We start from the raw sequence: 25,109 nt of genomic DNA, 5'->3' as shown, positions 1-25,109 counted from the left end.
GCAAAAGGTCCCTCGAAAGTTATGTTCTCACTACCCTACGTCGCCACTGTGGGGGTACGGCAAGTTGGAACGCCGGAATGAGTGCGGATGAATGCCATATTCATCCGCAGTTCTTCCGCTGAACATCGTTCATCACTGCCCTACGCTGCGGGGGTGACCCACTACGTGGACAGCGAGGTCGGTCGACTCGGCACGGTGCTGTTGCACCGACCGGGCCGGGAACTTGCCCGCCTCACCCCCCGCAACAACGACTCGTTGCTCTTCGACGCTATCCCATGGGTCGGCCGGGCCCAGGAGGAGCACGACGCCTTCGCCGCCGAGCTGCGCGGACGGGGCGTGGAGGTGCTCTACCTCGCCACCCTGCTCGCCGAGACCCTCGCCGTCGCCGAGGCCCGCGCCGAACTCACCGAGCAGGTGCTCGCGTCACCCCGGCTCGGCGACACCCTGCGCCGCCGGGTCGCCGACCACCTCACCTACCTCGATCCCGTCGCGCTCGCCGACGTGCTCATCGCCGGCCTCGCCCACGAGGAGGTGCGGATCAGCGCCGAACGCCCCGGCGGTCTGGTCTGGACGATGATGGACCGCCACGAGTTCGTCATCGACCCGCTGCCCAACCTGCTCTTCACCCGGGACTCGTCACTGTGGATCGGCGACCGGGTCGGGGTCACCAGCCTCGCCATGCCGGCCCGCCGCCGGGAGACCACGCTGACCGACGCGATCTACCGGCACCACCCCCGCTTCGTCGGCACCAGGACCGTCTACCACCCCGGCCTGGAACACCTCGAAGGCGGCGACGTGCTGCTGCTCGCCCCCGGGGTGCTCGCCGTCGGGGTGGGCGAGCGGACCACCCCGGCCGGTGCCGAACGACTGGCCCGGCAGGTCTTCGCCGCCGGCCTGGCGCACACCATGCTGGTGGTGCCGATCGCCCAGGAACGGGCCACCATGCACCTCGACACCGTCTGCACCATGGTCGACGTCGACGCGGTGCTGATGTACCCCAACGTGGCCAGCACGCTGTCCGCGTACACGGTGATCGCCGGGCCGGACGGCGAGCCCCGGGTGGACGGCCCCGCGCCGTTCCTGCGCGCGGCGGCCGACGCGATGGACCTCGACCAGCTCCGGGTGATCGACACCGGCCTGGACCCGGTGACCGCCGAACGCGAACAGTGGGACGACGGCAACAACACCCTCGCCCTGGCCCCCCGGCTCTGCGTCGGCTACGAACGCAACGTGGAGACCAACGCCCAGCTGGAGCGCGCCGGCATCGAGGTCATCCCGATCGCCGGTTCGGAGCTGGGCTCCGGCCGGGGCGGCCCCCGCTGCATGTCCTGCCCGCTGGTCCGCGAGCCGCTGCACCCGACGGCCGGCTGAACCGCCCCACCCGGGGCGGCCCGGCGGCCGGGGCCGCCCCGGGTGGGGCGGCGGCCCGGACCGACGACCCCGGCGCACCGGCCCGGCCGGCGGACGAGACGGCCGGCGGGCTAGCGGAGGGTGAGCTGGCGGCCGAGCAGACCCTGACGGGCCCGGCGGCCGGCGGCGTCCAACGGCTCCTTCTCGGCCAGCGCGTCGGCGTACCGCTTGGCGAACGCGGCCACCGGCTCCTCCCACTCGGCGGCCGGGACGTCCTCCGGCAGGTCCCACACGGGTGCCAGCCGGCCGTGCGCCCGGAACATGCCGGCGAACCTCGTGCCGTCGCCGAGGGTGAGCGCACCGGCGGCGGAGAGCCGGGAGAGCGCGTCCAGCGCGGCGTCCTCGTCGTCGCCGAGCACCCAGCGCACGTGCGCCTTCTCCGGCACCTGGCACCAGTAGGCGGCCCGCGCGGCGGCCAGCTTCACGGTCGGGTAGATCGCCGCGTTCGCCCGCTCCAGGGACGCCTGCACGGTCGGGTCGTCGGCCGCGCCCGGGTCGAGCCAGAACTCGAAGCCGTCGTGCATCGTGATCTCCAGCGGACCGTCCACCAGGATGTCCTGCAGGCGCGGGCCGGGGCCCGGCAGCGGCGGCACCGTCACCGCCCCGCCCGGCTCGGTCCGCAGCGCGCAGAGCAGCGCGTCGGCCAGGTCCCGGGAGACGTCGCCGGACTGCTGGTGCCGTTGCAGGCCGATGAACACCCGACCGTCCGGCTTGGTCATCGCCGGGGCGGCCATCGGCAGCACGGTCGCCAGGGTGACCGGGCGGTCGCCGTGCTCCTCCACCAGGTCCGGGGTGAGCCGCAGCGGTGCCGAGGCGGCCGGTACGAGTTCGCGCAGGGCGATCCACTCCGGCTCGTCCACCAGCCCCTCGAACGGACGGGGGACGAAGACGTCCCGGATCTTCTCCCGGCGGGGAGCGGACTCGGCGCGCTGGTTCTTTCGACGCTTGCTCACGGCGAGACAGCCTAGAGCCCGGCGGGCGGCGGTGGGGGAAGGACCCGCCCCGGTCAGCCGGCGGCGACCAGGTCCGGCCGGCAGTCGGCGGGGTCGAACTCGGCCCAGACGCTCTGCCCCAGACCGTCCCGGTCGACCCCCCAGCGGCTGGCCAGCCCGGCGACGATGTGCAGGCCCCGGCCGTCGACGGCGTCCGTGCCGGCGGCCCGCATCCGGGGGCCGGCCCCGGCGCCGCCGTCGGTCACCCGGACGGACAGGCCCGGCCCGGTCCGGGTCGGACGCAGCCGCCAGGCGACCCGGACCACCCCGCCGGGCAGCGGGTCGGCGTGCCGGACCGCGTTGCCGACCAGCTCGGCCAGGACGGCCACCAGGTCGGCGAGGAGTGCCGGGGGCACCAGGTCGGCGAGTTCGTCGGCGAGCCGGTGCCGGGCCAGCCGCGCGCCGGTGGCGTGGTGGGGGACCACCACACACCACGAACGCTCGGTTCGTCCCGTCGACACTCCGGCTCCTTCTCGGCCCGTGCCCGCGGTGGGTCGTCCGGCCCACCGGGCGGCTCACCCGCGGGGGAGCCGCACCTCTGCGACGGTACCGCCACCGTCGCGTGGACGTAGGGATACCCATCCATTCTGCTGTTCAACGATCCGGCGGACGAGATAGAGGCCGAGTCCGGCACCCGGATAGGCCCGCCGGTCGCCGGACTCGCCCTGCCAGAACCGGTCGAAGGCGCGTTCGACGTGCTCCGGCCGGATGCCCACCCCCCGGTCGGTCACCCGGAACGACACGGTCTGCCCGTCGGCCGAGGCGAACACCTCGATCGGGGAGTCCGCCGGCGCCCACTTGCCCGCGTTGGTGCACAGCTCGGTCAGCACGGTGGTCAGGCTGCGCCGGTCCCCGAGCGCCTTGGGCAGGTCGGCGGGCACGTGCAGGAACAGGCGTCGACGCAGGTCGCCGGGGAGGTCCAGGACCGCCGCGCGCAGCGCCTCACCGAGGTCGAACGGGACGGCCGGCTCGCCGTCGGAGCGTACGTCGGTGGCCGAGGTGAGCAGCCGGTCGACCAGCCGGGCCAGTTCGTTGGCCCGTTGACCGATCACCCGGGCCGCCTGCCGCCGGTCGTGGTCGGTGAGCGACTCCCAGTGGTCGGTGAGGGTGTCGGCGTACCCCTTGATGACGGTGACCGGGGTGCGCAGCTCGTGGCTGGTGACCGCGACGAAGAGGTCCCGGTCGGACTCCCGGCGTCGCTGGTCGGTGATGTCGCGGAAGGTGATCACCCGTAGCGTGCCCGGCCCGACCAGCTCGCCGGTGGTGATCCGCAGCCACCGCCCGTCCGGGAGCTGGTGGTCGAGCAGCTGGCCGGCCGGCGGGAGCGGGAACGGCAGCGGCCGGTTCATCGCGTCACCGGCGCTGCGCCCGGTGACCTGGGTGGCGGCCGGGTTCCACAGCCGGACCCGACCGTCCCGGTCGACCACGGCCAGGCCGTCGGCCAGCGCGGCGACGACCGGGCCGTCGCCGTGCACCGGCAGGCCGCTCTGGTCGCCGTACATGTGGGCGATGCAGGAGGCGAGGTAGCCGAGGGTCGCGTGCTGGACGCGGTCCTCGGTCTCGTCGTCGTCGGCGTAGAGGGCGTGCAGGGTGCCGACGGTGAGCCCGTTGAGTTCGGCGCGGGCGACGATCATGCGGCGCAGGCCGTTGCCGACCAGTTCCGCGGCGAGCGGACCGTCGAGGCGGTCCAGCCGGGCCTGCCGGACCCGGGGCCCGGTGAGCAGGCAGACGGTGGCCGGGTCGGAGGCGGGCAGCGGGCGGCCGATGGTCCACTCGGCGCAGCCGCTGGCGGCGATCACCCGGCCGCCGGTCGGGGCGAACTCGACGAAGGCCACACAGGCCGCGCCGAGCGTGGGGCGGGCCGCCCGGAGCAGCGAGGTGAGCACCGGCAGGCCGGCCTCACCTGAGTTGATCATCTCGATCACCGCGCCGTGGTCGGCGATGAGGGTGGCGAGATCGGGGCGCTCCGGCATGCCCCGAGTCTGCCCCGTACCGGGCGGTTCGGGCACCCCCCGCAGGTCACCCGGCTCCGGCAGCCGGTGCCGGCCCGAACCACCGGCGTCGGCCGGGGACCGGTGTGAGCCGGGCGTCACCGGCCCAGCCGGGCCAGGGTGCGCGCGGGCCGGTCGGTGATCACCCCGTCCACCCCCGCGTCGAGGACCAGCTCCAGGTCGGTGGGTTCGTTGACCGTCCAGACGTACACCGGGTGGCCGGCGGCGCGCAGCGTCGGCACCAGCTCCGGGCGGGCCCGGACCAGGCCGATGCCCGGCCCGGCGATCCGTGCCCCGAACGGCAGCCGACCGAGCCGCAGCCAGCGCGGCAGCACCTCCAGCAGCAGCACGGTCGGCAGCGCCGGGGCCAGTTCACGCACCCGGCGTACCGCCAGTGGGGAGAACGACATCACGGTGACCTGCACCAGGTCGTCCGGGCGCGGCTCGGCCAGTCCGTGCCGGCGCAGCATGGTCACCAGCCGGCGCTCGACGTCGCCCCGGTAGCGGGACGGGTGTTTGGTCTCCACCAGCAGCTTGACCGGGCGTCCGGCGTCGCGGACGGCGGTCAGTAGCCGGTCCAGGGTGAGCAGCCGGGTACGGGTGTCGTCAGGTGCGGTGTCGCCCTCGGCCGGTGCGCAGCCGGGGTGCCAGGAGCCGAAGTCCAGGGTCTCCAGCTCGGCCAGGGTGCGGGCGCTGACCAGGCCGTGACCGTTGCTGGTCCGGTTCAACCGCCGGTCGTGTACGCAGACCAGGTGCCCGTCGCGGGTCAGCCGGACGTCGCACTCCAGCCCGTCGGCGCCTTCGTCGAGGGCCCGCAGGTACGCCGCCAGGGTGTGCTCGGGCAGGTCGGCCGACGCGCCCCGGTGCGCGAAGACCAGTGGATCAGCCATGCTGCGCCGCTCAGATGACCTGGCCGGGCTGCCCGTCCCCGGTGACGACCGGCCTGCCGACGGCCGCCCACTGCCGCATCCCGCCGTCGGCGTTGCGGACCTGCTCCCAGCCGTTGCCGAGCAGGTATCCGACGACCTGGGCGGAGCGCCCGCCGGAGCGGCAGATCACCGCGACGTCGCGGTCGGTGGGCACCTCGGCGAGCCGGGCCGGCAGTTCCATCATCGGTACGTGGTGCGCGCCGGGCGCGTGGCCCGCCGCCCACTCGTCGTCCTCGCGGACGTCGAGCAGGTAGGTGTCGTCGTCGATCGCGGTCACGGGGACACTGGGAACCTGGGATCCGAACACGGTCGAAAGCCTAGATCCTCGGTGCCGGCGAGGGCACGTCGGCGCCCGGCGTGGCGGCCTGTCGGCGGGTGTACGGCCTGACGGTCAGAGCCGGTTGACCCAGCGCGGGTTGGCCCGGGACCAGTCGGGCAGCCGGTCGGTGCGGACGGCCTCGAAGAGCCCGCCGCCGCCGTTGTCGAGTACCACGTACGAGACGCCGTCGATGGTCTGCGGGTAGGACGGGAGCTGCACCCCGCGCAGCGCGTCGGCGGGCAGCGACCGGAGGGCGAACAGCAGCTCGTCCATGGGTACGCCGTTGGTGTCGACGGTGAGCGCGTTGCCGACCGCCCGCAGCACCCGGTCGAGTTGCACCGGGTCGGTGCGCAGGTGGGTCTCGCCGGCGCGGTCCATCATCGCCCGCAGCATCTGCTGCTGGTGGCGCTGCCGGTCGTAGTCGCCGTTGGGCAGGTCGTAGCGTTGCCGGGCGTAGTCCAGCGCCCGTGCGCCGTCCATCTGCTGGCAGCCGACCGGGAAGACGACGCCGGTGTGGATCGAGCGGACCTCGGTGTCGACGCACATCCGGATGCCGCCGAGCAGGTCGATGACGCGTCGGAAACCGGCGAAGTCGACCAGGGCCGCCCCGTCGAAGCGGATGCCGGTGAGCCGGGTCAGGGTGGCCGAGAGCAGGCGGGTCCCGCCCTCGCCGCCGCCGCCGTGTTCGTACGCTGCGTTGATCTTGTCCTGGCCCCCGGCGTAGCCGACGCCGTCGGGGGGGATGCTGACCAGCAGGTCCCGGGGGACGGAAATCAGGTACGCCTGCCGCAGGCCGGGCGGCACGTGCACGATCAGGATGGTGTCCGACCGCTGGTCCGGCCCGGGTGCGCCGGGGCGTCGGTCGGAGCCGACGATCAGGTAGTTGAGCCCGGTGTCCAGTTCGGTGCGGGCCTGCCGGGCGTCGGGGGAGAGCAGTTGCTCCTTGCTGACGGTGCGCTCGTAGCGGTGGGCGAGCAGCCGCACCCCGACCACGGCGAGCCCGGCGAGCAGCACCAGGGCGAGGCCGACGCCGAGCAGGGCCCGTGGCCAGCGTGCCCCGCGCCGGCCGGGAGGCGGTGTGCCCCGCCCCCGGTCGGATCGCGCTGACCTGGCCGTGACGTCCTCCCCGTGGCCGCAACGTGAATATCTCTCACGTCAGGCTACGGCGGGTCGCCCGGCCCCCGGGCCGGTTCGCCGCGACTACCGGCCGGTCACTTGCGGGTGGACAGCACGCTCGGGTTGGCGTACACGAACTCGCCCAGCCGGTCTTCCTTGATCGCCTGGAACATGTCCAGCGTCTGCTGGCTGAGCGCCTCGCGGTTGTTGGCGTTGCCGTTGAACGTGCCGCCGTTGGTCCGCAGCATGGTCAACTCGTTGGCGGTGACCCCGCGCATGGTGAACACCAGGTCGGCCACCGGCACGCCACCGGTGTCCAGGATGAACGCCTTGCCGGCCGCCTTGATCAGCTGGTTGACCTTGACCGGGTTGGTCATCATGCCCTTGTCGGTGGCCTTACGGGCCATCGCCTTGATCAGCTGCTGCTGGTTCTGCTGCCGGTCGTAGTCGCTGTTCGGCAGGCCGTAGCGCTGCCGCGAGTAGTCGAGCGCCTGGAGACCGTTCATCTCCCGGCAGCCCTTCTTGTAGACCACCGGGGTCATCGGACGGCCGGTCTTCTTGGCGTCCGCGTTCCACATCTGCTTGCCGTCGACCATCATCATGTGGTGCGACTTCACCTCGTGGCTGACGCAGATGCGCACCGTGCCGAGGGTGTCGATGACGTTCTTGAAGCCGCCGAAGTTGATGATGGCGGCCCCGTCGAAGCTGACCCCGGTCATGTTCTTGATGGTCTGGGCCATCAGCTGGGCGCCGCCCTCCCAGCCGCCGCCGTTGCGCGCGCCGGCCTGGAACGCCGCGTTGATCTTGTCGGTGCCGCCCTTGAACCCGCTCTTCTTGAACGGCGGGATCTGCGCCTCGGTGTCCCGGGGGATCGAGATCAGGTACGCCTGGTCGTGGCTGGCCGGGATGTGCAGCACGATGATGCTGTCCGAGCGGACGTCGTCGGCGGCCCAGCGCTCCCGGGCGTCCACGCCGAGCAGCAGCATGTCGATCGGGCCGTCGAGGTTGGCGCCGCCCTCGGCCTCGGTCTTGCCCGCCCCGCCGAGCAGGTTGCGCTGGGCGATGTTGCCGGTCGCCTGACTGATCAGCGCCTTGCTGCCGACGATCGCCACGCCGCTGGTCAGCATCAGCACCGCACCGAAGACCACGGTCAGCCGCGCCCAGAGCGGGTCCTTGCGCCGGGCGCGCTTGCGGGCCGTGGCGGAGGGCCGGCCACCGCGACCGCCCGGTGACGGGACGGCGGCCGACGCCCGGTAGGGATCGGCGCTCGGCGGCGATGGGCGGGGGCTGGTCTGAACCGGCATGCGTGCTCCAGCTCGCGTGATCGGGGGGCGGGACCACTTTACGTACCGCTTCCCGGCAAGGCGAGGTCGTCACACGCACAAATCCCAGACAACCTGACCTTTAGCCCCATGATTCATCCGTTCGGGCGAATCGATGCGACCGGACGGCCGTTGGCGTCCGATGATCAAGCGTTCCGGAAATGACCTCTGATGACGTTCGTCGACATCTGCCTGACACACGGGGGCGGACCGTCACGGCCCGCCCCCGCCGGGCGACGCCTCAGTTGCCGTTGCCGGCGGCCGCCTTCTTGTCGGCCGCCACCCAGTCCGCCATCGTGTCGGCGGACATCGCCTTGTACATCGCCAGCGCCCTCTCCCGGTCGGAGACCACCACCGACTCCCCGTTGATGGTGTCGCTGCCGCTGTTCGGGCTGGTGAGGAAGGTCAGGTTCTCCCCGCGCAGGTTGCGGAACTGGATCGCCATGTCGCCGAGGGAGAAGTCGTTGTCGACGGTCACCGCGTCGGTCACCGACTGGAGGAACGCGTTCAGCTTCTTGGGGTTGGTCAGCGTGCCCGTGCTCGCCGCCTTGTCCATCAGCGCCCGCAGGAACTCCTGCTGGTGGCGCATCCGGGCGAAGTCGCCCTGGGGGAACTGCTTGCGCTGGCGGATCCAGTCCAGCGCCGTCGCGCCGTCCATGTGCATGGTGCCCTTGGTGAACTTCCGGTACGGCTTGTGGATCGAGGTGATGCTCCGCTCCACCTTCAGGTCGACCCCGCCGAGCGCGTCGGTGACCTCCTTGAAGCCGCCGAAGTCGATCGCCATCACGTTGTCGATCCGGACGTCGGTGAAGCACTCCACGGTGCGTACCGCCAGCGGCAGGCCACCGAAGGCGAACGCGGCGTTGATCTTGGCACGCTGACCGGAGTCGCAGGCCGCGCCCGCGTTCTCGGGGATCGGCACGTACAGGTCACGCGGGACGGAGACCAGGTAGGCCGACTTGTGGTCGGCCGGGATGTGCATGACGATCAGCGTGTCCGCCCGCCACTCGCCCGGCTTGTCGACCGCCGCGTCCGGGTCCCGCGAGTCCGTGCCGACCAGCAGGATGTTGAGCGCCCCGTCGACCGCCTTCGCCGGCCGGCCACCGGTGATCTCCGAGAACGGGTCGGTGCGGGCCAGGTCCGCGTTGAGGTTGCGGGTGTAGAACCAGGCCCCGATCCCGCCGAGCAGCGCCACCACCAGCACCGTCACGCCGGCCACCAGGGCGATCCGCCCCCAGCGCGGGCGCGGTCCGCGCCGGCCGTAGTTTCCCGGCCCGCCCGGCCCCGAGGGTGTGCCGGGGCCGCCCGGCCCGCCCGACCGGGGCTGACTCTCCTGGTGCGACGGGTACCACTGCGCGTCGGACGCCCGGGCGCGCCCGGTGGCGCCCCGGTCGGTGCCGGGCACCGAGGCCCGGCCCGCGCCGCGGTGCAGGTAAGGGAGCGAGGCGCCGGCTGACGAGGTCGCTGACATGCGTTTCAGCGTACGTAGGCGGGTCGAGCGTTCGCTGAATGTGAAGCCCGCCGACCGTCCCGCGTGGCGCGGGGGAGCTACCCTAGCCGGTCGCGGAAATGGTCGATGGTGCGTCGCAGGCCCTCCTCGGGCGAGACCTCTGGCTGGTATCCCAGCAGGTCCCGGGCGAGGGTCAGGTCGGGACGCCGCATCTCCGGGTCGTCCGCGCTACGGGTGACGTAGGTCACCTGTGACGTGCTGCCGGAGAGTGACACGATCGTCTCGGCGAGTTGCCGCATCGACATCTCGTGTTCGGTGCCGCAGTTGATCGGGCCGGTCTGCGTCGAGTCGAGCAGCAGCAGGATGCCGCGCACCAGATCGTCGACGTAACAGATCGACCGGGTCTGGTCACCGGTGCCGTGCACGGTGATCGGCTCCCCGCGCAGCGCCTGGGAGATGAAGGTGGGGATCGCCCGGCCGTCGTCCGGGCGCATCCGCGGGCCGTACGTGTTGAAGATCCGGACGATCGCCGCGTCCAGCCCCCGGCTGCGGCGGTAACCCATGGTCGCCGCCTCGGAGAAGCGCTTCGCCTCGTCGTAGACGCTGCGCACCCCGATCGGGTTGACGTTGCCCCAGTACGTCTCCCGCTGCGGGTGTTCCTTCGGGTCCCCGTACGCCTCGGAGGTGGAGGCCATCAGGAACCGGGCGTCGTCGGCGACCGCGCGGTCGAGCAGGTGCAGGGTGCCCACCGAACCGACCCGGAGGATCTCCACCGGCAACTTCTCGAAGTCGGTCGGGCTGGCCGGGGACGCCATGTGCATGATCGCGTCGAACCGCTGCGCCAGGGCCGGGTGGTGGGTGGGCAGGCCGTCGGAGATGTCCGCCTCGACCAGGGTGAACCGGGGGTGCTCGGCCAGGTGCGCGACGTTGTCCTTGGAACCGGTGACGAAGTTGTCCAGCGCGACCACCGTGCACCCGCGCTCGACCAGGGCGTCCGCCAGGTGTGACGGCACGAACCCGGCACCGCCGGTGACCAGGACGCGGTGACCGTTTCCGAACCGCTGGGCAACCTTCATGGCGGCCAGCCTACTTCTCCCCGCCGCCCGGGGTCCGGTCGACCCGAGGCCCCGGCGTGGCCCGTACCCTGCCCGTCCCCGCCCGGTGGACGACTCCCCGGGGTGGCCGAGGGGTGGGCCCCCGACGCGAGCGGTCGCGTCGGGGGCCCGTGGTGCCGGTCGTTCAGTGCGCGCCCGCGCCGGTGAGGGCACGTACCTCCAACTCGGCGTACTTGTCCTCGTCGTGCTCCTTGGAGATCACCGTGCCGAGCCAGCCGCAGAGGAACCCGAACGGGATGGACAGCAGGCCCGGGTTGGACAGCGGGAACCACTGCCAGTCGTGGTCCGGGAACATCGAGGTGGGTGCGCCGGAGACGACGGGCGAGAAGAACACCAGGAACACGGCCGAGACCAGGCCGCCGTAGATCGCCCAGACCGCGCCCGAGGTGTTGAACCGCTTCCAGAACAGGCTGTAGAGGATCGCCGGCAGGTTGCCCGACGCGGCCACCGCGAACGCCAACGCCACCAGGAAGGCCACGTTCAGGCTCTGCGCGTAGATCGACAGGGCGATCGAGACCGCGCCGATGACCAGCGCCGAGATCCGGGCCACCCGGACCTCCTGCCGTTCGGAGGTCTGCCCCCTCTTGATCACGTTGGCGTAGAAGTCGTGCGCCAGGCTGGACGACGAGGCCAGGGTCAGGCCGGCGACCACCGCCAGGATGGTGGCGAACGCGACCGCCGCGATGATCGCCAACAGGGTCGCCCCGCCCAGGTCGCCGCCGAGGAAGGTCTTGCCCAGCTCCTCGGCGAGCTGCGGCGCGGCGGTGTTGCCGGCCTTGTCCTGCGCGATGATCTCCTTGCCGCCGACCAGCGCCGCCGCACCGAAGCCCAGGGCCAGCGTCAGCAGGTAGAAGGTGCCGATGATGCCGATCGCCCAGAGCACGCTCTTACGGGCCGCCTTGGCGGTGGGCACCGTGTAGAAGCGGATCAGGATGTGCGGCAGGCCGGCGGTGCCGAGCACCAGGGCGATGCCCAGCGACAGCAGGTCCATCTTGTTGTAGAAGGTCTGGGTCGAGTTGCCGGCCACCTCGACGCCGTACCGGAGCCCGGGTTCGAGGAACGCGCTGCCCTTGCCCGACGTGGCGGCGGCGTCACCGAGCAGCGCCGACAGGTTGAAGTTGTACTTCGCCAGCACCAGCACGGTCATCACCAGCGCGCCGGACATCAGCAGGAACGCCTTGACGATCTGGACGTACGTGGTGCCCTTCATGCCACCCACGGTTACGTAGATGATCATCAGGGCGCCGACCATGATGATGGTGGCCACCTTGGCGGTGTCGGCGTCCATGCCGAGGAACGTTGTGCCCGGCTTGATCCCCAGCAGCAGCGCGACCAGGGCGCCCGCGCCGACCATCTGGGCCAGCAGGTAGAAGATCGACACGGTGATGGTGGAGACCGCCGCCGCGGTACGCACCGGCCGCTGACGCATCCGGAACGCCAGCACGTCGGCCATCGTGTAGCGGCCCGAGTTGCGCAGCAGTTCCGCCACCAGCAGCAGTGCCACCAGCCAGGCGACCAGGAAGCCGATGGAGTAGAGGAAGCCGTCGTAGCCGTACAGGGCGATGATGCCGGCGATGCCGAGGAACGACGCGGCCGACATGTAGTCGCCGCCGATCGCCATGCCGTTCTGGAAACCGGAGAAGGACCGGCCGCCGGCGTAGAAGTCGGTGGCCGTCTTGGTCTGCCGGCTGGCCCAGATCGTGATCGCCAGCGTCACCGCCACGAACACCAGGAACAGGGTGATGGTCAGGTTGCGGGCGGTGCCGCCGCCCGCCTCAACCGCGAGGACCGTGTTCACGGTTCACCTCCCCGATCTCGGCACGGATGCGGTCGGCGGTCGGGTCGAGCTTGCGGTCGGCGTACCGGGAGTAGAGCCAGGCGATGAGGAACGTCGAGACGAACTGGAGCAGCCCGAAGATCAGCGCCACGTTGATGTTGCTGCCGAACAGCTTCGTGCCCATGAAGTCCCGCGCGTAGGCGGAGAGGATCACGTAGAGCGCGTACCACAGGAAGAACGCGACGGTCATCGGGAAGACGAAGCTGCGCAGCGCGCGGCGCAACCCGACGAACTCGTCCGACCGTTGTACGGCCAGATAACGCTCCGCCGCCGAGTCGGCCGGGGCGGGCGTGGGTGTGTCCGTGGACATCTGTGGATCACCACCTTCACAGGCATCGGGAGTTTCGCGCACCGTAGAGAGCGGCCCGCCGGCAAGAAAAGGTGCAGATCGATCCCGGCAGTCCCCTGCGCCGAACGGTCCCCCACCTGCGCCCAGTGACCCACGTCACCCCGCTCACCGGACGGACCGCACGGCACGGACGGACCGGGCTGACCGGGCGATGATCCACCCGCCTGGGCCGAAATAGTGGTATCCGCTGTCCAGGAGACTGCTACATCGGTGACATTGCGACCCGACCACCCCCGACGGGTCAGGGAAGCTGGTGGTAGCGGCCCCGGTGGTGCAGGAGGGGCGGGGTGTCGGTGAGAATCTCGACCGTCTCGATGGTCGCCTCGACGAGGAGGGCCCAGCCGTACTCCCGGGCGGTGTCCAGGCGGCAGCCGGCCCAGCTTCCGGCGTCGGCGGGCACCGGCCCGTAGGGCGTGTCGGTCCACGCGTCGGTGGCGAACAGCCCACCCGGCGAGGGGAAGAGCCCGGCGAACCGGTCGGCGAGCTGCCGGTGGGACGGCCCGAGCGGGGCCACCGCGAACCGACCGGCGTCCCCGATCGCCGGCCACAGGTCGGCCTCGGGGTCGATCAGGCCGAGCAGCCGGTCCGGCTCCCCCTCGGCGACCAGGGTGGACGACACGGTCAGCCCGGCCGGGCCGGGAGCGGTCCAGAGCGTGACCGGCGCGGCGAGCCGCCCCCGCAGCCGACGTGCTGGCGAGCGTTGCCCGGTCGGCACCGCGAACGGGTCGGTGTGGTGGATCTCGGCACCCGGTTCTGGATTCACGTGAAACATTGTGGCCCCCGCCCCGTCCCGCGTTGCCCGGTCGGGGCGAGAGCCGGCCGAGCTTCCATGATCGTCTACGCCGGGGCGACCACGACACGCCGGTTCGGTGCCGCTCCCGCGTAGATGATCTCCGGAACTCCCCGCCGGGCGGGCGCGGGCCCAGCCGAGGAAGCGTTCGTGCAGGTCGGCGGGCCGGACGTGGCCGGTGAGCTGGCCGAGTTGGTCGCCGGCCTCCACCATCAGCGTGCCCAGGTAGACCAGTAGGGCGGTCCGCTGGCCCCGGTACTCGGCCAGCAACGTGAGCCGGGCCGGCTGGCAGGGCCAGGGTGCGCCACAGGTCCGGCAGCGCCACAACGGCCGCATTGCCACGTGCGGCACGAACCGCCTCACCATCTGCCCCGCCCCTCGTCGCGCCGACATCCCGGATGCGCCAGGAAGGATCTTGGAAAGTTCCGGCCTCCCTGGGGGCCGTTTCCCGCCAAGATCCGGGCCGCCTGGCGCAGGGAGTGCGAATGGCCGTGGCCGGTGCGGTGCTGCGAACGGCACACGGTGCCGAACGGGACCGATGGTCTCGACCGGGCGGGCCGGCGATGTGGCTGCGGCACGGAAGCCTCCTTCGCGGGGTGGAGGCCGCCCCGGCCGGAGATGGCCGGGGCGACCCGCGCAGGACCGGTCGCCGGGACGCTGCCTCCATCGACCGGGCCGCGTGCCCTCCACCCTGGACGCGGCAGCCCGCGCAGGGGAGGATGCCAGCGGTTACTACGGAACGCGTTCGCGTACTTACCGGATAGGTGAGTGATGAACTTCGAGATGTGGGTCCGGGCGTTGAAGGCGGCCAGAGCCGGTGCCGGAGTGTCCCAGGAGGGCCTGGCCGGCCTCGTCAAGTGGAGCCCGTCCTTGATCGCCGCGATCGAGACCGGTCGCCGCCGCCCGACCATGGAGTTTGCCGTCGCGGCCGACGAAGCCCTCGGCACCGGCGGTCTCCTCGCCGGCCTCCTCAGCGACCACGAGGGGGAGCGGGCACCGTCATGGTTCCTGCCCTGGCAGAGCTACGAGGCCCAAGCGGTTCGGCTGCGTAACTTCGAGCCGTGTCTGGTACCCGGGCTGCTCCAGACCGAGGACTACGCGCGGGCCATCTTCTCGGCCGGCGGGCTCCAGCGGGACGAGCGGGTCGAGGAACTGCTCGCGCTCCGGATGAGCCGCCAGGCGGTACTGGGCCAGGACGACCCACCCGAGTGTGTCTTCGTCATCGACGAGAGCGCACTGCGGCGGTCGATCGGTGGGCCAGCGGTGATGGATCGGCAGTTGGGACGGCTGCTGGAGGCCGCTGAGCTGCCCCATGTGCGGCTCCACGTGCTGCCGCTCGATGCCGGCGCGCACGTCTCGCTGGGCGGCGGGTTCGTGCTGGCGGAACTGCCTGGGAGCGAGCAGGTCCTGTGTCTGGACAACACCGCCCGGGGGCAGATCGCGGACCATCCGGAATGGATTCGACTGATGCTGCGCAAGTGGGAGAGTCTGTTGGGTGAGGCGCTGGCCGAGCGGGCCTCGCTCGATCTGGTCAACAAGCTGAAGGTGACCCCATGATCTCTGACGAGCCATGCTGGCGGACCTCGTCGCGTTCCGACGACTCCGGTAACTGTGTCGAGGTGGCGGACAATCTGCCCGGGGTGGTGCTGGTCCGGGACAGCAAGGACCGCTGTGGCCCGACGCTCCACTTCACCCCCGACACCTGGCGTTCCTTCGTCACCTCGACGGGAACCGCCGCCCGGCTGGAGGGACGACGGGCGTGCCGCTGAGCGCCGATGACCGGCTGGCGATCCACGAACTCGTCGCGCTGCACGGCCACCTGATGGACGACGGGGCGTTCGACCGGTTGTCCGAGCTGTTCACCGACGACTTCGCCTACGACGTCACCGCCTACGGGTTCGGCGTACTGCGGGGGTACGCGGCGTTCGCCGAGGCGGCGCGGACCCTGGGCGACGGCAACCCGCTCGGCCACCACGTGACCAACGTCGTGGTCAGCGAGGACGCCGACGGCACCGTCCGGGTCCGCTCGAAGGGGCTCGGCGTGCCGGTCGACGGCCCGGTGGGCACCGTCGTCTACGAGGACGTGATCCGTCGGGTCGAGGTACAGCCCCCGGCGGGTACGGCCGGCGCGCGGCGGCCGGCGACGGGCTGGCGGATCAGCTACCGGAGGGTCGTCCCGCGTCGTCGTCCGCTGCATCCCGAGGGGCGGGGTCAGCACCCCGAGGGGTGAGGTCCGCCTCCCGGCGTGTGCCGTCCGGCCCGGCGGACAGGGTGGCGCGGGCGGCGGCCAGCACCTCCGGGTCGGCGCAGCCGGCCGCGTAACCGGCGATCCGACGACGGATGTCCCGGGTGAGCAGCCAGACACCGACCCGGTCGGCGACCGGGCGCAGGAACGCCGGCCGGCAGCGGAAGCTGTACCGCCAGGTGGCGACCGTGTGGCCCGGCTCGGGTGCGGGGGCGAACCGCCAGCCACCGGCGAACATCTCGAAGAACCACGGGCCGCGCACCATCTTCATCCCGACGTTCGTCGGCGGGGCGAAGGAGACGTACTCGCTGATCATCACCAGGCCGTGCCGGGAGCGGGTGAAGGTACGCACCCCCTTGCCGGGCCGGGTGGCCCCGTCGACAAAGTGCTGCTCGCGGACGAACGGGTCCCACCGGTAGCGCACCGGCGCGACGGTCTGCGACACCGCGAACGCCACCTCCGGCGGGACCGCGACGGTGGTCACCGCCTCGACGACGGGCATCAGCGGCGGGGGGTGACGGTCGACAGCAGCTCCGGCATCCGGCGGTCCAGCACGTCCCCGGCCAGGTACGCCCCGAGCAGCGCCGCCCCCACCCCGTACGCCGCCCCGACCGGCAGGGCCAGCCAGAGCCAGACGTCGCCGAGCAGCCCGGCGGCCACCACCATCGGTACGGCGGCAGCGGCCGAGCCGACCATGGACAGCAGGGTGAGCATGCTCTTGGCGATCCCCGAACCGGTGTTCATCGCGAACGGGTTGCTCGTCTCCGGCAGCGAGTACGCCCCGAGCACCGAGATGAACCCGTTGATCGCCAACCCCACCCCGTACGAGGCGAGCAGCGCGCCCGCCGCCACCCCGAACCACTCCGGTCGGCCGAGCACCCCGCTGATGATCAGGGAGACGACGCCGAGCATCGGCACCACGTACACGGAGAAGGCGGTCATCCGGGCGCGCAGCTCCAGCCGACCCGGCACCCCGGCCACGACGTTGGCCGCGTAGGCGCTGCCGTCGAAGCCGAACTGGTTGGCCAGGGTCACCGAGGCGAGCACGCCGACGAAGAGCATCGAGATGCTGAGCAGCACCGGCGACGGGTCCCCGGTGGCCTCGAAGCCCTCCTCGCCGACGGCGAACCCGGCGCCACCGAGGTTGACCATCACCGGGACGAAGATCCCGACCACCGCGATGGTGATCAGGTTGGCCCGTCGTCGGGCGTCCCGCCACCAGTAGCGGCACTCGCGGGCGACCAGCGCGCCGAACCGGTCGCGCCGGGCCCAGCCGACCGCCCGGGGGAAGAGCTGGGCGACCGCGCCGCCGGTCGGTGCCTGGCGGGCCTTGGCCGGGGCGGCGCTGGCCGCGCCGACCATCGCGGACTCCAACGACCGGGACCACCACAGCAGCAGCGCCCCGATGGTCAACGCGGTGATCAGCAGCTTGACCGGCACGGCCCAGGCCCGGCCCTCGGCCACGTCCAGGCCGATCGTCCAGGGTGCGCCGAACGGGGTCCAGCCGACGATCCGGGCCACCCCGACGAGCCGGTCCCAGTCGGCGGTGCGTACGGCGGCCAGCACCACGAGCTGCAACGGGCCGAGCAGCGCGGCGACCACGGCGAGCAGCACGGCGGCCAGGTCGCGCACCCGGCGCGACCGCAGCATGGTGGCGAACGCGCTGGTCACCGCGCGGCTGGCGGCGACGCAGAGCAGCACCCCGGCGACCACGCCGAGGGCGGCGACGACCCCGGCGACCGCGCCGCCGAGCAGCGCGGCGCTGACCACCAGCCCGGTGACCGCGACCAGCACCGCGAACACCGGGACGCTGACCAGGGCCGCCGCGAACAGCCCGGTGACCAGGGTGCGGCGGGAGAGCGGCAGCAGGGCGAACCGGGCCGGGTCGAGGGTCTCGTCGACGCCGAAGAAGACCAGTGGCAGCAGCAGCCAGCCGAGCACCAGCACCCCGCCGCCGAAGGCCGCGGCCATCACCGCGTAGCGGGGTTCGTCGGCGAAGCCGGGGGCGGCGAACATGAGGAAACCGCCGGCCGCGAACCAGAGCCCGACCAGCACCCCGACCACGAACAGGGCGACCCGCCAGCCCTGGCCCCGGAAGTTGTTGCCCATCACCCGCAGCTTGAGCCGGACGAAGTGGCGCGGGGAGACCGCGCGGACCGGCGCGGCGGGCGCGGGCGCGGTCACCGGGACAGCCACGCCAGCTCCTCACCGGTCGCCGTCCGGCCGCCGACGACCTCGACGAAGACGTCCTCCAGGGACCGGTCGCCGCGGACCTCGGCGAGGGTGCCGACCCGCTTGATGGTGCCCTCGGCGAGGATCGCCACGTGCGAGCAGAGCCGCTCGACGACCTCCATCACGTGGCTGGAGAAGACCACCGTCCCGCCGCCGACCACGTACCGGTGCAGGATGTCGCGGATCAGCGCCGCCGACACCGGGTCGACCGCCTCGAACGGCTCGTCGAGCACCAGCAGCCGGGGGCCGTGCAGCAGCGCACAGGCCAGGCCGATCTTCTTCTTCATGCCGGCGGAGTAGTCGACGACCAGGGTCCGGCCGGCGTCGGTGAGGGCCAGCACGTCGAGCAGTTCCGCCGCCCGCTGGTCGACCACCGCCGGGTCCATGCCGCGCAGCAGACCGTGGTACGCCAGCAGCTCCGCGCCGCTGAGCCGGTCGAACAGCCGTACGCCGTCGGGCATGACGCCGAGCAGCCGTTTCGCCTCGACCGGGTCGCCCCAGACGTCGTGCCCGAGCACCCACGCGTTGCCGTGGTCGGGCCGCAGTAGCCCGACGGCCATCGACAGGGTGGTGGTCTTGCCGGCGCCGTTGGGGCCGAGCAGGCCGTAGAACGAGCCGGCGGGGACGGCCAGGTCCACCCCGGCGACCGCCACCTTGCCGTCGAACTGCTTGGCCAGGCCACGGAGTGCCAGCGCAGGGTGTTCACCAGTCATGCCCCGACCGTATCCGGGCCGGGCGAGGGGCTGCTCCCGCCAGGGGACGATCCCGGCTCATCCCGCAGGCGGACGATCGGGCGGGGGTGGTGCCGGGAGGACGTGGGCCGGGACGCCGACTGATCGGGACGAACCGTCAGGAACGGAGCGACTCGGGGGCGTGCAGGCGGAGCATGGTGGCTCCGACGTCGACCGGGGTGCGGCGGCGGGTCGCCATCGACACCGCGATCATCACGGTGAAGGCGAGCGGCACCGTCCAGGCGGCGGGCTGGGTGGTGAGGGTCGCCGGCCAGCCGGTCAGCGGCGGCCCGAGCACGGTGACCAGCACCGCGCCGATCGCCGCGCCGCCACCGACCAGCACCCCGGCCGCCGCGCCGAGATCGGTTAGGCCGCGCCACCAGATGCCGAGCACCAGCAGCGGGCAGAAGCTGGACGCGGCGACCGCGAAGGCCAGCCCGACCACCTGGGAGACGTCCAGCCCGGAGACGTTCAGCGCGAGCACCGCCGGCACCCCGCCGGCGATCACCGTGGCCAGCCGGAAGCCGCGTACCGAGCCGTGCCCCAGCACGTCGGTGGAGATCACCCCGGCGACGCTGGTGAGCAGCCCGGACGAGGTGGACAGGAAGGCGGCGAACGCCCCGGCGGCGACCAGGGCGGAGAGCAGCCGCCCGGTGACGCCGGCACCGAGCGCCGCCTCGGGAAGCAGCACCACCACCGCGTCGGTCTGCCCACTGACCAGCAGTTGCGGGGTGTAGATCCGGCCGAGCACGCCGTAGAGCGTGGGCAGCAGGTAGAAGACGCCGACCATGGCCAGCACCACCAGGGTGGTCCGCCTGGCCGCCGCGCCGTCGGGGTTGGTGTAGAAGCGCACCAGCACGTGCGGCAGTCCCATGGTGCCGAGGAAGGTCGCCAGGATCAGCGAGTAGGTGGCGAACAGACCTCGGTCGTCGTCCCCGGCGGCGCTGGGCAGCAACCAGTCGGTGGCCCCGGTGGCGACCCCGGACACCTCGGGCACCGGATCACCGGCGGCGAAGCTCAACTCGTCGCCGGGGCGTACCTCACGGATGGTGCCGTCGGGGAAGGTGAGGGCCGCGCGGTGCTCGACCACCACGGTGGTGGCGGTGCGGAACGCCGGCCCGTCGGGCGGGGTCACCGCCGGGCGGGCGTCGGCCTGCCACTGCAGGGCCAGGAAGATCGCGGGTACGGCGAGCGCGGTCAACTTCAGCCAGTACTGAAAGGCCTGCACGAAGGTGATCGCCCGCATCCCGCCCAACGCCACGTTCGCGGTGACCACCGCGGCGACCAGCAGCGCCCCTACCGGGTACGGCGAGCCGGCCACCGTGGCCAGGGTCAGCCCGGCGCCCTGCAACTGCGGCACCAGGTAGAGCCAGCCGATGAAGATGACGAAGACGGTGGCCAGGGTGCGCAGCCGGCGGGAACCGAGCCGCAGCTCGCAGAAGTCGGGCAGGGTGAACGCCCCGGAGCGGCGCAGCGGCGCGGCGACGAACAGCAGCAGCGCCAGGTAGCCGGCGGCGAAACCGACCGGGTACCAGAGCACGTCGACGCCGTACTTGAGGACCAGCCCGGCGATGCCGAGGAAGCTCGCCGCCGACAGGTACTCCCCGCCGATGGCGGCGGCGTTCCAGGTCGGACTGACCGTCCGGGAGGCCACCAGGAAGTCGGAGGTGGTCCGGGCCAGGCGCAGTCCGTAGAAGCCGATGCCGACGGTGATCAGGGTGACCGCGACGATCGCCGGTACGACGTACCCGTTGCCCATCTCAGCGTTCCGGTCGCTGGACGAGGTCGACGAAGTCCTGTTCGTTGCGTTCGGCGAGCCGCACGTACGCCCAGCCGACGGCGATGAGGAAGGGGAACGAGACCACCCCGAGCAGCAGCCAGGGCAGGTTGACGCCGAGCACGGTGACCCGGCCGACCGGGGGCGCGATGGCGAACAGCCAGGGCAGCCCGCCCAACCCGATGAGCACCAGCAGGCTCAGCCGTAGGGCGAGGGTGAGCTGTGCCCGGACCAGGCCCCGGACCAGCGCTTCACCGACCCGGGTCTGCTGGGTCAGCTCGGTGCGGGTGTGGGCGGCCCGGGTGTCCCGGCGGGAGACGCCGGCCAGCACGATCCGTACCCGTCCGGTCGACCGGACGGCCGGCGGCCCCGGGTCCACCGGTGGCGGTTCGGGGTCGTGGTCGGCGGTCACCCGGGCAGTCTCGTCCGCCCCACCCGAATGTCAAGTGTCGTCCACCGGGGCTGTGGACAACCTGTGGACAAGGCGACCGGCCTGTGGATGACGGTGGGCGACCCGACGACCACCATGGCGTTACGTCTGATTCGTCCTCACCGGAACGTCACCCGGAGATCATCTGTAACGGCCTTGCCGGCATTGACCCAGGCCCCTACGCTGGGGCAGCCAATCCCTTCCTCTTCGAACACGGGGTCTCTATGCGCAAAATTCGCACTCTCCTCGGCGTCGGTCTCGCCGGAGCATGTGCACTCGCCGTGGTGCCGGGTACGGCCTCCGCGGCTCCCGTCTCCGCGCCGCTGCAGAAGGCGGCGGCCCTCGACGACGTGACCGGCGCCTACTACCCGGTCTCCCCGGCCCGGCTGCTGGACACCCGCAACGGCACCGGCGCACCGGTCGGCAAGATCGGCGCCGGCAAGAAGGTCGACCTCCAGGTCGCCGGCCGTGGTGGCGTACCGGCCAGCGGCGTCGGCGCGGTCGTGCTGAACGTGACCGTCACCGGTCCCAGCGCCGCCAGCTTCCTCACCGCCTACCCGACCGGTGAGTCCCGCCCCACCGCCTCCTCGGTGAACTTCGCCAAGGGCTGGCTGGGCTCCAACAACGTCACCGTGAAGCTCGGCTCCGGTGGCAAGGTCTCGGTCTACAACAACAGCGGCTCGACCGACGTGATCGTCGACGTGGTCGGCTTCTACGCGGGCGACAACAGCCTCACCAACCGGGCCGGCGGCCAGTACGAGTGGTACCTGCCGACGCGGTACTGGGACAGCCGGGAGGACCCGGAGGGTAAGCCCCCGGCCGGTCAGGTGCTGGAATACTCGCTCGACTTCGGTGACTACAACCCGCACGTCAAGTCGTTCGTCCTGAACGTCACCGCGGTGTCGCCGGCCAAGTCCGGCTTCCTCACCGCGTGGTCCGGCAACGGCACCCGGCCGGCCGCCTCGACGGTGAACTACCTCGCCGGCAAGAACGTGCCGAACCTGACCTTCGTGCAGACCACCCCCTGCACCGGCACCGAGCAGAACGAGTGGTGCATCCCGGGTGCGCCGAAGTTCAGCATCTACACCTCGCAGGCCGCGCACGTCCTGGTCGACCTGGTCGGCGTGGTCGACGATGGCGACTCCCCGTACGGCATGCGGTTCGCCCCGCTGAGCCCGACCCGGATCGTGGACAGCCGCTCCAACCTGGGCATCTCCGGTGCCATCCCGGCGGGCGGCACCCGCAAGGTGACCGCCCCGGCCGAGCTGGTCACGCCCGACACCGATGTGCTGGCGATGAACGTCACCGCCGTCACCCCGACCAACAACACGGTCATCACCACCTGGCCGGCCGACTTCGACGGCGTCGGCAAGCCCGACACCAGCAACCTGAACCCGTACGCGGGCCAGGTCGTCTCCAACGGCGTGCTGGGTGTCATCGGCCCGAACTACGCGTTCAACGTCAACAACCTGTCCGGCAGCACGCACCTGGTCGCCGACGTGGTGGGCACGTTCTACTACCCAGAGGCGTCCACGGCCAAGTCGGCCGCGTCGCTGAAGGGCGGCAAGGCCAAGCCGAGCGCGGTTCCGGGCTCGAACCGGAGCTGACCGGCAGCAGCCACGACGGCTGACCGTCAGCCGTCACCGCAGAGCGCCCCGACCGCACGGTCGGGGCGCTCTCGCGTTTCCGCGAATGGGACGGTGGTTCCGTCGGAGGCCCGGCTCACGTGCCGGTCGTCGATCCGGTAAGGGCGCAATGCCCTTTCTTGGCATTCCGTCGATACGGCCTTGCCGCTCGTGATCACCGCCCATAGTGTGTGGTCCACAATCACTCTTCCTTCTTCACGGGGTAATGCATGCGCATTTTTCGCGCTCTACTCGGCATGAGCGTTGCCGGGACCTGTGCGCTGGCCGTACTGCCGGGGGTGGCGCTGGCCGCGCCCACCGCGCCGTACACGGTCCTCACCGTCGACGTCGGCGACCAGACCGGCGGCTATCCGATCTACCGGTCCGACGTCTTCGACCGCGACAACTCCACCATCTCCGTGGTCGCGCAGAGCAACGACCGGCTGGCGGTCGACACCAACCGGGCCGGCTCCTACGTGCGGCTCAGCATCCAGCCGCCGGCCGGCGAGCAGTGGACCGCCGGTCAGACCTACCAGGCGACCTGGCAGGGCGACGGCGGCACCGCCGCCATGGACCTGGCCTCCGACGGGCGCGGCTGCGGCCACGTCAGCGGGTGGATCAAGGTCCGGCAGGTCGACCGGGACAGCGACACCGGCCTGGTGAACGCGTTCGCCGCCGCCTACGAGTACAGCTGCCGGGACAGCACCTACTACACCGGTACGGTCAGCGGTGAGCTGCGCTGGAACTCGTCAGTGGACTACGCGGTCGCGCACGGCGAGCCCAACCCGGTCAGCTTCAACTACCAGGAGATCGCGGTGCCCAGCGCGGCCCGGACGGTGACCTTCCGGTCCGTCGGCAGCGCCCCGGTCACCTTCGGGGCGGCCAGCCTCGGTGGCCCGACGCCCGAGGCGTTCGCGCTGCTCGACTCGAACTGCACCGGCCGGACGCTGACCCCGGGGCAGACCTGCACGGTCTCGGTCGCGGCCAAGCCGACCAGGGAGGGGGTGCAGCAGGCGAGCCTGCTGCTCGCCGACGACAGCGCTTCCGGCACCCGCCGCGTGCAGTTGGCCGTGGAGGGCTTCCGGGGCGTCACCGGCAGCTACTACCCGTTGGCGCCGAAGCGGCTGATGGACACCCGGTCCGGGTTGGGCGCGCCCAAGGCCAAGATCGGCCCGGGTAAGAAGGTCGACCTCCAGGTCACCGGGCGGGGTGGGGTGCCGAGCAGCGGTGTCGGCTCCGTCGTGCTGAACGTGACGGTCGTCGGCCCGACGGCGGGGAGCTTCCTGACCCTCTACCCCGCCGGCCAGAGCCGTCCGACCGCGTCCTCGATCAACTTTGCGAAGTCGTGGCTCGGCTCGAACAGCGTCACCGTCAAGGTGGGCTCGGGCGGGAAGGTGTCGGTCTACAACCACGCCGGGTCGACGGACGTCGTGGTCGACGTGGCGGGCGTCTGGGCGGGGAACAACTCGCTCTCCAGCCGGGGGCCGGGCGGCCAGTACCAGTGGATCAAGCCGTTCCGGCTCTACGACACCCGGGACGACGGCGCTCCCCTGCCCGCCGACTACTACATGGAGAGTTGGCTCAGCTTCGGCAGCGTCAACGCCAACGTCAGGGCGCTGGTCGTCAACATCACCGCCGTCTCGCCCCGCAAGGCCGGCTACCTGACGGCCTGGAACGGGCAGGGGGACGTGCCCACCGCGTCCACGGTCAACTACCCGGCGGGCAAGGTGGTGCCGAACCTCGCCATCGTGGAGACCGTCGAGTGCACCGAGTGCGGCGGTAAGCGGGCACCGCAGTTCGCGATCTACACCTCGCAGACCACCCACCTCGTGGTGGACGTGGTGGGCGTGATCGACGACGGCACGGTTCCGGACGGCCTGCGGTTCACGCCGATGTCGCCGACCCGGATCGCGGACAGCCGGATCGGCCAGGGCCTGCCGAGCGTGCTCGGGCCGACCGCGGTCGGCAAGGTCACCGCACCGGCGAGCATGCTGACCCCCAGCACGCAGGTGCTCGCGATGAACGTCACCGCGGTCACCCCGACCAGCAACACCGTGCTCACGGTGTGGCCGGCCGACTCGGCGATGACCCGGCCCACGGCGAGCAACCTCAACCCGGCCGCCGGGCAGACCGTCTCCAACGCGGTGCTGGGCATCCTCGGTCCCACGCAGGGCTTCAACGTCTACAACCACTCGGGTAACACCCATGTGGTCGCCGACGTCGTCGGCACGCTCTGGGTCTACCCGGGTACGGCTACTCCGCCCACGAGCCGGGCCACGACCCCCGGTAGCAGGCTCACGGTGACCGACTCCGGCGTGGGCACCCCCTCCCCGCGCTGACCGTCACCAACGGCGAAGGGCGTCCCGGCCGAGGCCGGGGCGCCCTTCGCCGTTCCCCGCCAGGGGCCGATGGTGCGGCATCCGAGGCACTCCGTCACCGCAACGTCGCC

23 protein-coding genes are annotated in these 25,109 nt (G+C 71.9%); 6 read left to right on the top strand and 17 right to left on the bottom strand.

Features of this window, described 5'->3' with window-relative positions:
* The first annotated feature begins 153 nt into the window (after positions 1-153).
* A complete protein-coding gene (locus ACN261_RS08755) occupies positions 154-1,371 on the top strand; it encodes an arginine deiminase (protein ID WP_425849452.1) in 1,218 nt (405 codons plus the stop codon).
* 110 nt (positions 1,372-1,481) lie between these two features.
* Here the strand turns inward: ACN261_RS08755 and ACN261_RS08750 are convergent, their stop codons facing one another.
* The 12 genes from ACN261_RS08750 to ACN261_RS08695 all read right to left on the bottom strand — a co-directional run bounded on the left by ACN261_RS08750 (position 1,482) and on the right by ACN261_RS08695 (position 13,833).
* Positions 1,482-2,363 (bottom strand): DUF5926 family protein, encoded by an 882-nt coding sequence (locus tag ACN261_RS08750; RefSeq protein ID WP_421484751.1) that lies wholly within the window; start codon positions 2,361-2,363, stop codon positions 1,482-1,484.
* A 53-nt stretch (positions 2,364-2,416) separates the two neighbouring features.
* A complete protein-coding gene (locus tag ACN261_RS08745) occupies positions 2,417-2,863 on the bottom strand; it encodes an ATP-binding protein (protein ID WP_421484750.1) in 447 nt (148 codons plus the stop codon).
* Between the two features lie 54 nt (positions 2,864-2,917).
* The gene (locus tag ACN261_RS08740) at positions 2,918-4,375 is read right to left on the bottom strand and encodes an ATP-binding protein (RefSeq protein ID WP_421484749.1); all 1,458 of its coding nucleotides are present in this window, start codon (positions 4,373-4,375) and stop codon (positions 2,918-2,920) included.
* A gap of 116 nt (positions 4,376-4,491) precedes the next feature.
* The gene (locus tag ACN261_RS08735) at positions 4,492-5,283 is read right to left on the bottom strand and encodes a glycerophosphodiester phosphodiesterase (protein WP_421484748.1); all 792 of its coding nucleotides are present in this window, start codon (positions 5,281-5,283) and stop codon (positions 4,492-4,494) included.
* 10 nt (positions 5,284-5,293) lie between these two features.
* On the bottom strand, positions 5,294-5,629 hold the full coding sequence (locus ACN261_RS08730) for a rhodanese-like domain-containing protein (RefSeq protein WP_088643589.1): 336 nt from the start codon (positions 5,627-5,629) through the stop codon (positions 5,294-5,296).
* Positions 5,630-5,713: 84 nt separating this feature from the next.
* Complete coding sequence (locus ACN261_RS08725) at positions 5,714-6,655, bottom strand: LCP family protein (RefSeq protein WP_421486951.1); 942 nt, start codon at positions 6,653-6,655, stop codon at positions 5,714-5,716.
* Between the two features lie 197 nt (positions 6,656-6,852).
* On the bottom strand, positions 6,853-8,061 hold the full coding sequence (locus ACN261_RS08720; protein WP_421484747.1) for an LCP family protein: 1,209 nt from the start codon (positions 8,059-8,061) through the stop codon (positions 6,853-6,855).
* A 259-nt stretch (positions 8,062-8,320) separates the two neighbouring features.
* A complete protein-coding gene (locus ACN261_RS08715) occupies positions 8,321-9,550 on the bottom strand; it encodes an LCP family protein (RefSeq protein ID WP_425849447.1) in 1,230 nt (409 codons plus the stop codon).
* Between the two features lie 77 nt (positions 9,551-9,627).
* On the bottom strand, positions 9,628-10,605 hold the full coding sequence (locus tag ACN261_RS08710; protein WP_422754074.1) for a GDP-mannose 4,6-dehydratase: 978 nt from the start codon (positions 10,603-10,605) through the stop codon (positions 9,628-9,630).
* Positions 10,606-10,768: 163 nt separating this feature from the next.
* The gene (locus ACN261_RS08705; protein ID WP_421484744.1) at positions 10,769-12,442 is read right to left on the bottom strand and encodes a cation acetate symporter; all 1,674 of its coding nucleotides are present in this window, start codon (positions 12,440-12,442) and stop codon (positions 10,769-10,771) included.
* Complete coding sequence (locus ACN261_RS08700; protein ID WP_088643583.1) at positions 12,420-12,791, bottom strand: DUF485 domain-containing protein; 372 nt, start codon at positions 12,789-12,791, stop codon at positions 12,420-12,422. The genes ACN261_RS08705 and ACN261_RS08700 overlap by 23 nt, the downstream gene beginning before the upstream one ends.
* A 280-nt stretch (positions 12,792-13,071) precedes the next feature.
* Positions 13,072-13,833 (bottom strand): flavin reductase family protein, encoded by a 762-nt coding sequence (locus ACN261_RS08695; protein ID WP_421484743.1) that lies wholly within the window; start codon positions 13,831-13,833, stop codon positions 13,072-13,074.
* 558 nt (positions 13,834-14,391) lie between these two features.
* Between ACN261_RS08695 and ACN261_RS08690 the strand changes: the two genes are divergently transcribed.
* From ACN261_RS08690 to ACN261_RS08680, 3 genes are read left to right on the top strand one after another with little or no spacing between them, the layout of a single operon-like run.
* Positions 14,392-15,177, top strand: coding sequence for a helix-turn-helix domain-containing protein (locus tag ACN261_RS08690; protein ID WP_425849444.1), 786 nt, complete (start codon positions 14,392-14,394; stop codon positions 15,175-15,177).
* On the top strand, positions 15,174-15,389 hold the full coding sequence (locus ACN261_RS08685) for a DUF397 domain-containing protein (protein ID WP_421484741.1): 216 nt from the start codon (positions 15,174-15,176) through the stop codon (positions 15,387-15,389). The genes ACN261_RS08690 and ACN261_RS08685 overlap by 4 nt, the downstream gene beginning before the upstream one ends.
* Positions 15,380-15,850, top strand: coding sequence for a nuclear transport factor 2 family protein (locus tag ACN261_RS08680; RefSeq protein WP_421484740.1), 471 nt, complete (start codon positions 15,380-15,382; stop codon positions 15,848-15,850). The genes ACN261_RS08685 and ACN261_RS08680 overlap by 10 nt, the downstream gene beginning before the upstream one ends.
* On the opposite strand, the gene ACN261_RS08675 is transcribed toward ACN261_RS08680, so the two are convergent.
* From ACN261_RS08675 to ACN261_RS08655, 5 genes are all read right to left on the bottom strand, one after another.
* Positions 15,777-16,367: an SRPBCC family protein gene (locus ACN261_RS08675; protein WP_421484739.1), complete on the bottom strand. Its 591-nt coding sequence runs from the start codon at positions 16,365-16,367 to the stop codon at positions 15,777-15,779. The genes ACN261_RS08680 and ACN261_RS08675 overlap by 74 nt on opposite strands.
* A complete protein-coding gene (locus ACN261_RS08670; RefSeq protein ID WP_421484738.1) occupies positions 16,367-18,061 on the bottom strand; it encodes an ABC transporter permease in 1,695 nt (564 codons plus the stop codon). The genes ACN261_RS08675 and ACN261_RS08670 overlap by 1 nt, the downstream gene beginning before the upstream one ends.
* Complete coding sequence (locus ACN261_RS08665; RefSeq protein WP_088643579.1) at positions 18,046-18,810, bottom strand: ABC transporter ATP-binding protein; 765 nt, start codon at positions 18,808-18,810, stop codon at positions 18,046-18,048. The genes ACN261_RS08670 and ACN261_RS08665 overlap by 16 nt, the downstream gene beginning before the upstream one ends.
* A gap of 136 nt (positions 18,811-18,946) precedes the next feature.
* Positions 18,947-20,587 (bottom strand): cation acetate symporter, encoded by a 1,641-nt coding sequence (locus tag ACN261_RS08660; RefSeq protein ID WP_421484737.1) that lies wholly within the window; start codon positions 20,585-20,587, stop codon positions 18,947-18,949.
* Position 20,588: 1 nt separating this feature from the next.
* Entirely contained in the window at positions 20,589-20,984 is a 396-nt protein-coding gene (locus ACN261_RS08655) for a hypothetical protein (protein WP_363650335.1), read from the bottom strand.
* Between the two features lie 335 nt (positions 20,985-21,319).
* Here ACN261_RS08655 and ACN261_RS08650 point away from each other — a divergent pair, with 335 nt between their 5' ends.
* Together ACN261_RS08650 and ACN261_RS08645 are read left to right on the top strand one after the other, a co-directional pair.
* Complete coding sequence (locus ACN261_RS08650) at positions 21,320-22,642, top strand: hypothetical protein (RefSeq protein WP_425849440.1); 1,323 nt, start codon at positions 21,320-21,322, stop codon at positions 22,640-22,642.
* Between the two features lie 275 nt (positions 22,643-22,917).
* Positions 22,918-24,999, top strand: coding sequence for a hypothetical protein (locus ACN261_RS08645; RefSeq protein ID WP_425849438.1), 2,082 nt, complete (start codon positions 22,918-22,920; stop codon positions 24,997-24,999).
* The last annotated feature ends 110 nt before the right edge of the window (positions 25,000-25,109 follow it).

It is taken from the genome of Micromonospora sp. WMMD723 (assembly GCF_049863385.1).
GTDB lineage: Bacteria > Actinomycetota > Actinomycetes > Mycobacteriales > Micromonosporaceae > Micromonospora > Micromonospora wenchangensis.
Note: the sequence above shows the minus strand (reverse complement) of the source record. Positions and strands in the feature narration are given on the sequence as shown.

Excerpts from the sequence above, each read along its gene's own strand:
- ACN261_RS08740 (WP_421484749.1), bottom strand. The coding sequence starts at position 4,375 with ATGCCGGAGCGCCCCGATCTCGCCACCCTCATCGCCGACCACGGCGCG.
- ACN261_RS08735 (WP_421484748.1), bottom strand. The coding sequence starts at position 5,283 with ATGGCTGATCCACTGGTCTTCGCGCACCGGGGCGCGTCGGCCGACCTG.
- ACN261_RS08720 (WP_421484747.1), bottom strand. The coding sequence starts at position 8,061 with ATGCCGGTTCAGACCAGCCCCCGCCCATCGCCGCCGAGCGCCGATCCC.
- ACN261_RS08715 (WP_425849447.1), bottom strand. The coding sequence starts at position 9,550 with ATGTCAGCGACCTCGTCAGCCGGCGCCTCGCTCCCTTACCTGCACCGC.
- ACN261_RS08710 (WP_422754074.1), bottom strand. The coding sequence starts at position 10,605 with ATGAAGGTTGCCCAGCGGTTCGGAAACGGTCACCGCGTCCTGGTCACC.
- ACN261_RS08700 (WP_088643583.1), bottom strand. The coding sequence starts at position 12,791 with ATGTCCACGGACACACCCACGCCCGCCCCGGCCGACTCGGCGGCGGAG.
- ACN261_RS08695 (WP_421484743.1), bottom strand. The coding sequence starts at position 13,833 with ATGGTGGAGGCCGGCGACCAACTCGGCCAGCTCACCGGCCACGTCCGG.
- ACN261_RS08690 (WP_425849444.1), top strand. The coding sequence starts at position 14,392 with ATGAACTTCGAGATGTGGGTCCGGGCGTTGAAGGCGGCCAGAGCCGGT.
- ACN261_RS08685 (WP_421484741.1), top strand. The coding sequence starts at position 15,174 with ATGATCTCTGACGAGCCATGCTGGCGGACCTCGTCGCGTTCCGACGAC.
- ACN261_RS08675 (WP_421484739.1), bottom strand. The coding sequence starts at position 16,367 with ATGCCCGTCGTCGAGGCGGTGACCACCGTCGCGGTCCCGCCGGAGGTG.
- ACN261_RS08665 (WP_088643579.1), bottom strand. The coding sequence starts at position 18,810 with ATGACTGGTGAACACCCTGCGCTGGCACTCCGTGGCCTGGCCAAGCAG.
- ACN261_RS08660 (WP_421484737.1), bottom strand. The coding sequence starts at position 20,587 with ATGGGCAACGGGTACGTCGTACCGGCGATCGTCGCGGTCACCCTGATC.
- ACN261_RS08645 (WP_425849438.1), top strand. The coding sequence starts at position 22,918 with ATGAGCGTTGCCGGGACCTGTGCGCTGGCCGTACTGCCGGGGGTGGCG.